Genomic DNA, 12,321 nt, shown 5'->3' with positions numbered 1-12,321 from the left:
CACGCCGTTTCGGGATGCGGACGCGGGCGTACCGGCTTCGGAACGCCCGCCCGAGACCCGGGGGTCCGGGCCCCCGCCCGCGTCCGTGGGCTCAGCCGTCCTGCAGCTGCCTCTCCCACTTGGTGGCGCCGGGCGGCCAGCCGTAGGTGGGGCGCCCCTTCTTGCCGCTGGTGCGGAACGGCTTGCCCTGGTCGTCCACGCGGAGCACGTTGTGCCGCTTGCCGCTTGACCACTCCAGCTCCAGGTACCACCGCACGTCGTGCAGTTCGGTGCCGGCCATGATGTAGAAGACCTCGGGGTCGTTCTCGCTGACCTTGTACGGGAAGTCCCGCTGGCCCGCCCTGGGCGTGGCCCGCGGCGCCGCGTCGTCGAGGTCGACGGAGAAGGACTTGGTGTTCACCGTGCCGCCGCAGCCCGTCGCCATCTGGAAGTTGTTCCAGGCCAGCGGCGCGCTGGTGCTCTGCACGCGGACGTCCATGTCCTGCAGGACGACGGTCTCCTTGCCCATGCCCTGCACGGTGACCTCGATCCACTGGACGCCGGCCGGGACGGCACCGAGGTCGCCGACCCAGCTGGCCGCGTCCTGCGGCGCGGGCTGCTGCGGGACCTGGTCGGCCTTGCGGTTCACCAGGAAGTCCTGGAGGCAGGGGTCGTCGTACGCGTACGGCCTGGTGCGCGCCGTCAGCGGCACCTCGAGCCCCTCGCCCGATTCGCCCGTGGCCGCGGGGCCCTTGCCGGTGCCGTGGGAGGCGCCGGGGGACGGGCTGCCCTTCCCGGAAGGCGACGCGGAGGGGTTGTCCTTCTTCTTCCCGTCGGCCTTGTCCTCGTCGCCGTCCTTGCCCTTGCCGTCGCCCTTGTCCTTGTTCTTGCCGGAGGAGGCGTCGGGCAAGTCACCGGTCTTCGGCGACGAGGCCGCGCCCGTGTCCCGCTTGTGTCCGTCTCCGCCGCCGTTCATGGCGAGGGCCACGGAGCCGAGCCCGACGACCGCGGCGACGGCGGCCGCGAGGACCAGCGTCCGCTTCCTGCGTGACGGGGGCTGCTTCGAGAGGACCACCAACTGGTCGGGGTCAGGCGGCGTCTGGGGCTGATCCTGATCCTGCGTCTGATCCTGTGCCTGTGGCTGATCCTGCGGCTGCGACTCCGACTCCGACTCCGGCTCTGGCGCAGGCGTCGGCTCCGGTTCCGCCTTCCTGCCCCGCGCCGCGTCCGCCAGGATCCACCGCCGGTGGACCTCGACGAGCTCATCGGGCGTCGCCTTGCACAGCCTGGCCAGCCGCTCCACCGGCGCGAACTCGGTCGGTACCGCGTCGCCGTTGCAGTACCGGTGCAACGTCGACGTACTCATGTGAAGCCTCTTGGCCAGCACCCCATAGCTGAGCCCGGACCGCTCCTTGAGCTCCCGCAGCAGCTCCGCGAGCGACGACATCTCGGTCCTCCCCATTCCAGTCACGCGTTCCAGGGAGCAGTCATTCCCCCAGGTCAGAGTCGGTGCGAACGTTCCACCGTCCCCAACTCCCCGTCCCTTGTGGCGGCCGGGACGATCCACCACACAGGCTGTGGCCATCCAAGCACGCCGTTTCCGGCACGAGCCACGAAGGATCAGCCATGTCCTACAGCCGCCTCCGCACCGCCCTCGCCATCCGTACCGGCGCCGCCGCCGCGGTCGCGCTCGGCGCCCTGTCCCTGACTGCCTGTTCAGACGGCCTCGGCACCCGCGACGAGGGCGCGGCGACGCTGGTGGCCTCGTCGGCCGACCAGCAGAGCACGGCCGGGCAGTCCGCGGCCAAGCGGCTCACCGGGGACGGCAGGGCAGCCAAGTCGGCCCGATCGGCCAAGGCCGCCGGGACCGCGGAGGCAACGTCGGCCAGGGCCGCCGCCCGGGTCACGTGCAGCTCCTCCAACACCAGGGTGAAGGTCACCAAGGTCTCCCGCCCGGTCAACCACCTCCTGGTCACCGCCACGAACACGGGCACCAAGCCCTGCTTCGCGTACAACGCCCCCTTCCTCCGCTTCGACGACGCCCAGGCCCCGGTCGCCGTCAACCACGACTCCACCCCGCAGTCGGTCGTCACCCTGGAGCCCGGCCAGTCCGCGTACGCGGGCATCACCACCTCGGCGGCCGACGGCAGCGGCCAGGACGGCTACACCGCCGAACGCCTCGGTGTCCTCTTCTCCAACCGCGCGATGAACGGCAGCGTCGGCACGGAGGTGGCGCCCGCGCTCCCGGCGGGCGGCGTGTACGTGGACAGCTCGGCGTCGACCACCTACTGGCAGCAGTCGCGGGACGACGCCCTGAGCTGGTGACCTCACCTACCTTTCGGTAAGTACCGCACAAAAAAGTCGGTACTTGTCGGACACACGGCGCCCCACGAGGATCGAACGCGTCCCCAACGGAACGCCCTCGAAGGAGCCCCCGTGGCCGCCGACACCACCGCACCCGTTTCCGTCCTCGGCCTCGGCCTGATGGGCACCGCTCTCGCCGCCGCCCTGCTCAAGGCCGGGCACCCGACCACCGTCTGGAACCGCACACGCTCCAAGACCGGCCCGCTCGTCGCCCAGGGCGCCTCCCCCGCCGACACGGCGGGGGAGGCCGTCACCGCGGCCGAGCTGGTCATCGTCTGCCTCACGACCAACGACGACGTCCGCGGCCTCCTCGAACCCGAGGCCGGGGCCCTCGCGGGGCGCACCGTCGTGAACCTCACCAACGGAACGCCCGCCCAGGCAAGGGAGTTGGCGGCCTGGGCCGCGGCGCACGGCATCACGTACATCGACGGCGGCATCATGGCCGTCCCGCAGATGATCGCCACCCCCGGCGCGTACATCCTCTACAGCGGCACCGACGAGGCCGCCTTCGAGGCCCACCGCCCGACGCTGGCCGCGCTCGCCGACACCAAGTGGGTCGGCAAGGACCCGGGCCTCGCCGCCCTGTACGACCTGTCGCTGCTCACCGGCATGTACGGCATGGTGATGGGCGTCGCCCAGGCGTACGCCCTGATCGGCAGCGAGGGCATTCCGGCCCGCGAGTTCGCGCCGCTGCTGACCGACTGGATCGTCGCCATGACACACGGCCTCGTGCCGGGCGGCGCCGAGGCGCTGGACTCGGGGCAGCACCTCACGGACGTCTCGAACCTCGCCATGAACAAGGCGGCGTTCCCCAACTTCACCAGCGCGTTCACCGAGCAGGGCCTGCGCTCCGACCTCTTCGACCCGCTCCAGGACCTCCTGGACCGCGCGGTCGAGGAGGGGCACGGCGCCGACGGCCTCTCGCGCCTGGCGCTGCTGCTCAAGAAGGACTGAGGCCCGGCACGCCCTCCCCACCCATTTTGGGTAGACTGGTCTACCTAATTAAGGAGGGGTGCGCATGCCGGACACCGAAGGCGGGCCCGCGAAGCCACGCCGCAGAGGCGCCGCGCGAGGGCGGATCCTCGACGCCGCGGCCCGGCGGTTCTACGCGGACGGCGTCGCGGCCACGGGGATCGACACGATCACCGCCGAGGCGGGCGTCGCGAAGATGAGCCTGTACAACAACTTCGCCTCCAAGGACGACCTCGTCCGCGCCTACCTCCAGGCACGCCACGAGGAGTGGCTCGGCCTCTACCGGCGGCGCCTGGCCGACGCGCGGAGCCCGCGGGACGGGGTCCTCGCCGTCTTCGAGGCGTACGCGGATCACGCCGACCAGGCCTACGACCACGGGTTCCGCGGCTGCGGACTCCTCAACGCCGCCGCCGAACTGCCCAACGGACACGAGGGACGGGCGGTGGTCCGCCGCCACAAGGAGGAGGTCGAGGGGCTGCTCGTCGCCCACCTGCGGGAACTGCTCCCCGAGCGGGAGGCGAAGGCCGCGGCCGAGCACCTCGCCTTCCTCCTCGAAGGGGCCATCGTGCGGGCCGGCCTCGAAGGCGACGGCGCGCGCATGCGGCACGCCCGCGACCTGGCGGCCCGCCTGGTCGACGGCCTGGTCGACCGGTGACCGGGCAGACGGCCCCCACCGGACAGACGGCCTCCACCGGACAGACGGCCGGCACCGGGCAGCACGCCCCCCGGCAGCATGGATACGGCATCGGCGTCACCGCCGTCCTCGTCGCCTCCGTCCTGTGGGGCACCACCGGAACCGCGGCGACCTTCGCCCCGGGCGTGGGCCCCCTGGCCATCGGCGCCGCGGCCATGGGCATCGGCGGACTGCTGCAGGCTCTCCTGGCCGGCCGCCGCATCGCGCGGGAGCGGCCCCGGCTGCGGGCCGACTGGCCGACCGTGCTGGTCGGCGGCGTGGGCGTGGCGCTGTACCCCCTGGCGTTCTACACGTCCATGCACCTCGCGGGAGTCGCGGTCGGCACCGTCGTCTCCCTCGGCTCGGCCCCGCCGGCGTCGGCCCTGATCGAACGGATCGTGGACCGGCGACGGCTCTCCCGGCGGTGGGCCGCGGGCGCCGCGCTCGGCCTCACGGGCACGGTGCTGCTGTGCGCGGCCGAGGCCGCACAGGGCGGATCCGGAAACGGTGCGGCGTCTTCCGGATCCGCCTGGCGGACCGTCGCGGGCGTCGGGCTCGGCCTGGTCGCGGGCCTCACGTACGCCGTGTACGCCTGGGCGGCGCACCGCCTGATCACCCGGGGCGTCGCCTCGCGCGCGGCCATGGGCTCGGTGTTCGGCCTGGGCGGGCTGATGCTCGTACCCGTACTGCTCGGCACGGGCGCCCCGCTGCTCGCCTCCTGGACGAACGCGGGCGTCGGGCTCTACATGGCGCTGGTGCCGATGTTCGCCGGGTACGTGCTCTTCGGCTTCGGCCTGGCCCGCATCCCCGTGAGCACGGCGACCACCCTGTCGCTCCTGGAGCCCGCCGTGGCCGCCGTCTTCGCGGTCGCGGTGGTCGGCGAACACCTGCCCGCCCTCGGCTGGTCGGGCATCGCGCTGGTCATCGCGTCCCTGGGCGTCCTGACCGCACCCCCGCGACGCAGGAAGCCCCTCACCGCCCAACCGCCGCTGGACCAGCGGCACTCCACGCCCGCGGCTACGGAACCAGCACCACCTTCCCCGTCGTCTCCCGCCGCTCCATAGCGGCGTGCGCCTCGGCCGCCCGCGCCAGCGGGAAGGTCTGCACGTCCGGCACCAACTCCCCCTTGGCCGCGGCCTCCAGGGCCCGCAGCTCGTGGGCGGGGCCGTCCTCGCGGTGGCCGATCAGCTCCAACAGGGCGTTGACGTACGCGATGTTCCGCTCGGCAAGGGTCCTCTCGTCCGGCTCGAAGGCCTCCTGCGAGGACCAGCCGATGACGACGTACCGCCCGCCGTCCCCGATCAACTCGAAGGCGGCGGCGGCCTTTTCGCCCCCGACCCCGTCCAGGACGGCGGTCACGGGCCGCCCGCCGAGCGCCTCGCGGACCTCGTCCTGCCAGCCGGGGCGGTTGTAGTCGACGGCGACGTCGGCGCCGAGCGCACGCACGGCCCCGGCCTTCGCGGGCCCGCCCGCGGCGCCGACGACGGTGGCGCCCAGGGCGTGCGCGTACTGCACGACGAGCCGCCCGACGCCCCCGGCGGCCGAGGTCACCAACACCACGTCGTCCGGGCGCAGTCGAGCGCTCCCGAGCAGCCCCATGGTCGTCGCGCCGGTCACCACCATCGCGACCGCGGCCTCGAAGCCCAGGCCGTCCGGCACCTCGTGCAGGCCCTCGACCTCGGCGACCGCCAGCTCCGCGTACCCGCCCGGCGTGCCGTGCGCGGTCACGACCGCCCTGCCGAGCCAGGCGGGGTCGACGCCCGGCCCGACGGCGTCCACCGTGCCCGCCACCTCGCCGCCGAAGACGGCGGGCAGCTCGGGCGGCGGCGGGGCCATGTCGCTCGCGTCGCCGCGGCGCATGACGGTCTCGACGAAGTGAACTCCCGCCGCCCGTACGGCGATCCGCACCTGCCCGGGCCCCGCGACGGGGTCGGGCAGGGTCTCGTAACGCAGGTTCTCGGCGGGTCCGAACTCGTGCAGAACCACGGCGTGCATGACGTCCTCCTCGGACTCCTGGAAACGACTCGTCGTCGCTGCACACCACTCTCTTTCCTCAACCGAAGTTGAGGTCAAGCACGGCCCGGCCCAGGAACCGGAGCGGGGTCAGAGCCCGCGCGCGACCTCGGTCGCCCAGTACGTGAGGATCATGTTCGCGCCCGCGCGCTTGATGCCCGTCAGGGACTCCATGATCGCCTTGTCCCGGTCGATCCAGCCCCGCTCGGCGGCGGCCTCGATCATCGCGTACTCACCGCTGATCTGGTACGCGGCCACCGGCACGTCCACCGCGTCGGCGACGCGGGCCAGGACGTCGAGGTAGGGACCCGCGGGCTTGACCATCACCATGTCGGCGCCCTCCTCCAGGTCCAGGGCCAACTCCCGCAGGGACTCACGGGTGTTGGCGGGGTCCTGCTGGTAGGTCTTGCGGTCGCCCTTCAGGGACGACGCCACGGCCTCGCGGAAGGGGCCGAAGAAGGCCGAGGAGTACTTGACCGTGTAGGCGAGGATCGACACGTCCTCGTGCCCGACCTGGTCCAACGCGTCGCGGATGACGCCGATCTGACCGTCCATCATGCCGCTGGGGCCCACCACGTGGGCGCCCGCGTCGGCCTGGACCTGGGCCATCTCCGCGTACCGCTCCAGGGTCGCGTCGTTGTCGACCCGGCCCTCGGCGTCGAGCACACCGCAGTGGCCGTGGTCGGTGGTCTCGTCGAGGCACAGGTCCGACATCACGATGAGGTCGTCGCCGACCTCGGCGCGCACGTCACGGAGGGCGACCTGCAGGATTCCGTCCGGGTCGGTGCCCGGCGTACCCACGGCGTCCTTCTTGGACTCCTCCGGCACACCGAAGAGCATGATCCCGGAGACCCCGGCCTCCAGCGCCTCGACGGCCGCCTTCTTCAGGGTGTCGCGCGTGTGCTGGACGACCCCGGGCATCGACCCGATCTCCACCGGAGCGCTGATCCCCTCGCGCACGAACGCGGGCAGGATCAGATCGGCCGGATGCAGCCGCGTCTCGGCGACCATGCGCCGCATGGCGGGAGTGGTCCGCAGCCTGCGCGGCCGCGCTCCGGGGAAGGACCCGTACTTCGTCACTGAAACCTCACCTCATACCGCTACGGCTGTGCCCGCTGTGGGCAATCGTGCCGCTGGGCGGCACGGGTGGGCGCAGCCCCCGGTGCAGAGCACCGACGAGGGAGGCGCCCACCCATAGAACCTACGGCGCGGTGCGTCGCCGACGCGAACCGGGTCGACGCTCGCTGGGCCGGGTGACGGGGTCCCCCGCCTCCAGCGCGGCAGCGCGGCGCCGCGTACCGAACTCGGCCAGCGCCTCGGCCAACTTGTGGACCGACGGCTCCGGAGCCATCACGTCCACCCGGAGCCCGTGCTCCTCCGCGGTCTTCGCGGTGGCAGGCCCGATACAGGCGATGACGGTCACGTTGTGCGGCTTGCCGGCGATGCCGACGAGGTTCCGCACGGTCGAGGACGAGGTGAAGAGAACGGCGTCGAAGCCGCCCCCCTTGATCGCCTCCCGCGTCTCGGCCGGCGGCGGCGAGGCGCGCACGGTCCGGTAGGCCGTGACGTCGTCGACCTCCCAGCCGAGGTCGATGAGCCCGGCGACCAGCGTCTCCGTGGCGATGTCGGCCCGCGGCAGGAAGACACGGTCGATCGGGTCGAAGACCGGGTCGTACGGCGGCCAGTCCTCCAGGAGACCCGCGGCCGACTGCTCACCGCTGGGCACCAGGTCCGGCTTCACGCCGAAGGCGATCAGCGCGGCGGCGGTCTGCTCACCGACGGCCGCGACCTTGATCCCGGCGAAGGCACGCGCGTCGAGCCCGTACTCCTCGAACTTCTCCCGCACGGCCTTGACGGCGTTCACGCTGGTGAAGGCGATCCACTCGTAGCGACCCGTCACGAGCCCCTTGACCGCGCGCTCCATCTGCTGGGGCGTGCGCGGCGGCTCGACCGCGATGGTCGGGACCTCGTGCGGCACGGCGCCGTAGGACCGCAGCTGGTCGGAGAGCGAGGCCGCCTGCTCCTTCGTACGCGGCACGAGCACGCGCCACCCGAAGAGCGGCTTCGACTCGAACCACGACAGCTGGTCGCGCTGGGCGGCGGCGGAGCGCTCGCCGACCACGGCTATGACGGGCCGGCCGCCCTCCGGCGAGGGCAGCACCTTCGCCTGCTTGAGGACCTGCGCGATGGTGCCGAGCGTCGCGGTCCAGGTGCGCTGGCGCGTCGTCGTACCGCCGACGGTCACGGTCATCGGGGTGTCCGGCTTGCGGCCCGCGGACACCAGCTCACCGGCGGCCGCCGCGACGGAGTCGAGCGCCGTCGAGACCACCACGGTCCCGTCGGACGCGCCGACCTCGCTCCAGCAACGGTCCGACGCGGTACGGGCGTCGACGAAGCGGACGTCGGTGCCCTGGGCGTCCCGCAGCGGCACACCGGCGTACGCGGGCACGCCGACGGCGGCCGCGATGCCGGGCACGACCTCGAAGGGGATGCCCTCGGCGGCGCAGGCGAGCATCTCCTCGGCCGCGTCGGTGTCCAGGCCCGGGTCGCCGCTCACCGCGCGCACGACCCGCCTGCCGCCCCGCGCGGCCTCCATGACAAGATTGGCCGCGGCCCGCGACGCAGGCGCCTCAACGGTTGCTGACGCATCGTCAGCTGCCGCCGGCTGCGGTGTGTCCACACCTCCCCTGGCATGCACGCGGACGACGTCGAGCACATCCGGCTCGGCGATCAGCACATCCGCTCGGGCCAGCGCCTCGACGGCGCGCAGGGTCAGCAGTCCCGGATCTCCGGGTCCGGCACCGAGGAAGGTGACGTGCCCGTGTGCGGGAAGGCCGGGAAGGTTCGAGGTGGGGCTCAAAGTGCTCGCTCCCCCATCAGACCGGCCGCGCCCTTGGCGAGCATCTCGGCCGCGAGTTCGCGGCCCAGCGCCATGGCTTGGGTCTCCGTCTCGGGCACGGGACCGGTGGTGGACAGCTGCACCAGCGCCGAGCCGTCGGTCGTACCGACGACGCCGCGCAGGCGCATTTCCTTGACAATCTGCCCGTCGGCCAGCAAGTCGGCCAACGCGCCGACAGGCGCGCTGCAACCGGCTTCCAGGGCGGCGAGCAGGGACCGCTCGGCGGTCACGGCGGCCCGGGTGTACGGGTCGTCGAGCTCGGCGAGCGCGGCGGCGAGTGACGCGTTGTGCGCGGCACACTCGATCGCCAGTGCCCCCTGGCCGGGGGCGGGCAGAACGGTGTCGACCGACAGGAAGTCGGTCACCGCGTCGATCCTGCCGACGCGGTTGAGTCCGGCGGCGGCGAGCACGACGGCGTCGAGCTCCCCCTTGTGCACGTATCCGATGCGGGTGTCTACGTTCCCGCGGATCGGCACGGTCTCGATGGTCATGCCGTGGCTGCGCGCGTAGGCGTTCAGCTGCGCCATGCGGCGCGGCGAACCGGTGCCCACCCGGGCTCCCCCGTCAGGGGACTGCGCAGCCAGCTCGGGGAAGGTCAGCCCGTCGCGGGCCACCAGCACGTCCCGCGGGTCCTCGCGCACCGGCACGGCGGCGAGCGTGAGCTCGTCGGGCTGCGCGGTGGGCAGGTCCTTGAGGGAGTGCACGGCGAAGTCGACCTCGCCGCGGGCCAGCGCCTCGCGCAGGGCGGCGACGAAGACGCCGGTGCCACCGATCTGCGCGAGGTGCTCGCGCGAGGTGTCCCCGTACGTCGTGATCTCCACGAGCTCGACGGGGCGTCCCGTCAACTGCTGTACGGCTTCGGCCACTTGGCCGGACTGGGCCATGGCCAGCTTGCTGCGCCTGGTCCCGAGCCTCAGGGCCTTCTCGGTCATGCCCGGCCTCGATTCGGGTCGTCGTTCTCGTTGTTCGGGTGGTCGGCCCTGCTGACCGCCGCGACCGTCTGCGGGTCGAGGTCGAAGAGCGTGCGCAGCGCGTCCGCGTACCCGGCGCCGCCGGGCTCGCTGGCGAGCTGCTTGACCCGCACCGTCGGCGCGTGCAGCAGCTTGTCCACCACGCGGCGCACGGTCTGCGTGATCTCCGCGCGTTGCTTGTCCTCCAGGCCCGGCAGGCGTCCTTCGAGCCGCGCCATCTCGCCGGCCACCACGTCGGCGGCCATGGTGCGCAGGGCGACCACGGTCGGCGTGATGTGCGCGGCGCGCTGCGCGGCGCCGAAGGCGGCGACCTCGTCGGAGACGATGCCGCGGACCTTCTCCACGTCGTCGGCCATCGGGGCGTCCGCGGACGCCTCGGCGAGCGACTCGATGTCGACGAGCCGCACCCCTTCGATGCGGTGCACCGCGGCGTCGATGTCGCGGGGCATGGCGAGGTCGAGCAGCGCGAGCACGGCGGTGCGGGCGGGGGCGGCCGACGGCGAGGGGCGGCGCAGCTCGGGCACCCGGCCCGTGACGCTCGCGGCCGTCGCCAGCGCGGCGATGGCCCCGGCCTCGGCCTGCGGGCCGCTCTCGCGCCGCTCGGCGGGCGCGTTGTCCACCCAGGCCGCGTGCTGCTCCAGGGTCGCGGCGTCCATCCCCGCGACGGCGTCCTCACCGGCGACGGAGAAGCCGCCCGGCGCGGAGAGGTCGAAGGGGCAGTCCTCGTCGCCCGCGACGGCAGGCCGTGCGGCGGCCTGCTCGGCCACGCCCGCGACCCAGCTGCCCGCGGTGGGCGTGCGCCCCGCGACGGCCGCCGCGACGGCGCGCGCGGTCAGGACGAGCCCGGTCGCGCCGGTGCAGGAGATGGCCACATCTGCACGTGTCAGTTCGTCCGCCACGTCGTCCATGGGGACGGCGCGCGCGGTCACTCCGGTGCCGCCCGGCCCGCCCAGGATCTCGGCGAGCCGCTCGGCGCGCTCCAACGTGCGGTTGGCGACGACGACTTCCTCGACCCCGGCCCGCGCGAGCGTGGCCGCGGCGAGCGAGGACATGGAGCCCGCGCCGATCACCAGGGCGCGCTTGCCCTTGGCCCAGGCGTCCACCGGCTCGCGCGCGGCGAGCTGTTCGAGGCCGAAGGTGACGAGCGACTGCCCGGCCCGGTCGATGCCGGTCTCGGAGTGCGCGCGCTTGCCGACCCGAAGGGCCTGCTGGAAGAGGTCGTTGAGGAGCTTGCCCGCGGTGTGCAGGTCCTGCGAGCGCGCCAGGGCGTCCTTGATCTGCCCGAGGATCTGGCCCTCGCCGACGACCATCGAGTCGAGCCCGCACGCCACCGAGAAGAGGTGGTGGACGGCGCGGTCCTCGTAGTGGACGTACAGATAAGGGGTGAGCTCCTCGAGGCCGACGCCGCTGTGCTGCGCGAGCAGTGTGGAAAGTTCGGCGACGCCCGCGTGGAACTTGTCCACGTCGGCGTACAGCTCGATGCGGTTGCAGGTGGCGAGCACGGCCGCCTCGGTGGCGGGCTCGGCGGCGAGGGTGTCCTGCAGGAGCTTGGCCTGCGTGTCCGCGGACAGCGCGGCCCGCTCCAGGACGCTCACCGGAGCGCTGCGGTGACTCAGCCCGACGACCAGGAGACTCATGCCGGCATCACGGCGGGGACGTCCCCGTCGGGTCCCTTCCGCTGCTGCTTGCCCGGCGCGGGCGGCACGGTGCCCTCGGGGGCTGCGTCCTCACCGGCCTTGCGCTGCTCGTGGAAGGCGAGGATCTGCAGCTCGATGGAGAGGTCGACCTTGCGCACGTCGACGCCGTCCGGCACGGACAGGACGGTCGGCGCGAAGTTCAGGATGGAGGTCACACCGGCGGCGACGAGCCGCTCGCAGACCTGCTGGGCGGCGCCGGCCGGGGTCGCGATGACACCGATCGACACTCCGTTGTCCTCGATGATCTTCTCGAGGTCGTCGGTGTGCTGCACGGGCATCCCCGCGACGGGCTTTCCGGCCATTGCCGGATCGGCGTCGATCAGCGCCGCGACACGGAAACCACGCGAGGCGAACCCGCCGTAATTGGCAAGCGCGGCCCCGAGGTTACCGATACCGACGATCACAACCGGCCAGTCCTGGGTCAGACCGAGTTCGCGGGAGATCTGGTACACGAGATACTCGACGTCGTACCCGACGCCACGCGTCCCGTACGAACCGAGGTACGAGAAGTCCTTGCGCAGCTTCGCGGAGTTGACCCCTGCGGCGGCCGCGAGCTCCTCGGAGGAGACCGTGGGCACCGAGCGCTCCGACAGTGCGGTGAGGGCTCGGAGGTACAGCGGAAGCCTGGCGACGGTGGCCTCGGGAATCCCTCGGCTGCGGGTCGCCGGTCGGTGAGTTCGGCCAGTTGCCACGGTGCTCCTGCGGGTAGAGCGGGGCTGCAGGCGGTCACTCGTCCCCAGACCGCCCCGTCGA

11 protein-coding genes are annotated in these 12,321 nt (G+C 72.9%); 4 read left to right on the top strand and 7 right to left on the bottom strand.

Annotated features, from left to right (window positions below):
* Positions 1-91: 91 nt before the first annotated feature.
* Positions 92-1,426, bottom strand: a complete 1,335-nt coding sequence (locus ACZ4D5_RS16360) for a helix-turn-helix domain-containing protein (protein ID WP_467773063.1) — start codon at positions 1,424-1,426, stop codon at positions 92-94.
* A 179-nt stretch (positions 1,427-1,605) separates the two neighbouring features.
* Here ACZ4D5_RS16360 and ACZ4D5_RS16355 point away from each other — a divergent pair, with 179 nt between their 5' ends.
* The 4 genes from ACZ4D5_RS16355 to ACZ4D5_RS16340 all read left to right on the top strand — a co-directional run bounded on the left by ACZ4D5_RS16355 (position 1,606) and on the right by ACZ4D5_RS16340 (position 5,052).
* Positions 1,606-2,304, top strand: a complete 699-nt coding sequence (locus ACZ4D5_RS16355; RefSeq protein ID WP_467773062.1) for a DUF4232 domain-containing protein — start codon at positions 1,606-1,608, stop codon at positions 2,302-2,304.
* Between the two features lie 111 nt (positions 2,305-2,415).
* The gene (locus ACZ4D5_RS16350; protein ID WP_467773061.1) at positions 2,416-3,297 is read left to right on the top strand and encodes an NAD(P)-dependent oxidoreductase; all 882 of its coding nucleotides are present in this window, start codon (positions 2,416-2,418) and stop codon (positions 3,295-3,297) included.
* Between the two features lie 64 nt (positions 3,298-3,361).
* Complete coding sequence (locus ACZ4D5_RS16345; RefSeq protein ID WP_467773060.1) at positions 3,362-3,970, top strand: TetR/AcrR family transcriptional regulator; 609 nt, start codon at positions 3,362-3,364, stop codon at positions 3,968-3,970.
* A complete protein-coding gene (locus ACZ4D5_RS16340) occupies positions 3,967-5,052 on the top strand; it encodes a DMT family transporter (protein ID WP_467773059.1) in 1,086 nt (361 codons plus the stop codon). Before ACZ4D5_RS16345 ends, ACZ4D5_RS16340 begins: the two co-directional genes overlap by 4 nt.
* On the opposite strand, the gene ACZ4D5_RS16335 is transcribed toward ACZ4D5_RS16340, so the two are convergent.
* From ACZ4D5_RS16335 to ACZ4D5_RS16310, 6 genes are all read right to left on the bottom strand, one after another.
* Complete coding sequence (locus ACZ4D5_RS16335; RefSeq protein WP_467773058.1) at positions 5,006-5,983, bottom strand: zinc-binding dehydrogenase; 978 nt, start codon at positions 5,981-5,983, stop codon at positions 5,006-5,008. The genes ACZ4D5_RS16340 and ACZ4D5_RS16335 overlap by 47 nt on opposite strands.
* A gap of 108 nt (positions 5,984-6,091) precedes the next feature.
* A complete protein-coding gene (hemB, locus tag ACZ4D5_RS16330; RefSeq protein WP_467773057.1) occupies positions 6,092-7,081 on the bottom strand; it encodes a porphobilinogen synthase in 990 nt (329 codons plus the stop codon).
* 121 nt (positions 7,082-7,202) lie between these two features.
* Positions 7,203-8,861: a bifunctional uroporphyrinogen-III C-methyltransferase/uroporphyrinogen-III synthase gene (locus ACZ4D5_RS16325; RefSeq protein ID WP_467773056.1), complete on the bottom strand. Its 1,659-nt coding sequence runs from the start codon at positions 8,859-8,861 to the stop codon at positions 7,203-7,205.
* Positions 8,858-9,832 (bottom strand): hydroxymethylbilane synthase, encoded by a 975-nt coding sequence (gene hemC, locus ACZ4D5_RS16320; RefSeq protein ID WP_467773055.1) that lies wholly within the window; start codon positions 9,830-9,832, stop codon positions 8,858-8,860. The genes ACZ4D5_RS16325 and hemC overlap by 4 nt, the downstream gene beginning before the upstream one ends.
* Entirely contained in the window at positions 9,829-11,508 is a 1,680-nt protein-coding gene (locus ACZ4D5_RS16315) for a glutamyl-tRNA reductase (RefSeq protein ID WP_467773054.1), read from the bottom strand. The genes hemC and ACZ4D5_RS16315 overlap by 4 nt, the downstream gene beginning before the upstream one ends.
* Positions 11,505-12,260, bottom strand: coding sequence for a redox-sensing transcriptional repressor Rex (locus ACZ4D5_RS16310; protein WP_467773053.1), 756 nt, complete (start codon positions 12,258-12,260; stop codon positions 11,505-11,507). Before ACZ4D5_RS16310 ends, ACZ4D5_RS16315 begins: the two co-directional genes overlap by 4 nt.
* Positions 12,261-12,321: the final 61 nt, after the last annotated feature.

Source organism: Streptomyces sp. NPDC025651, from assembly GCF_055558735.1.
This window is presented reverse-complemented; position numbering and strand designations above follow the sequence as displayed.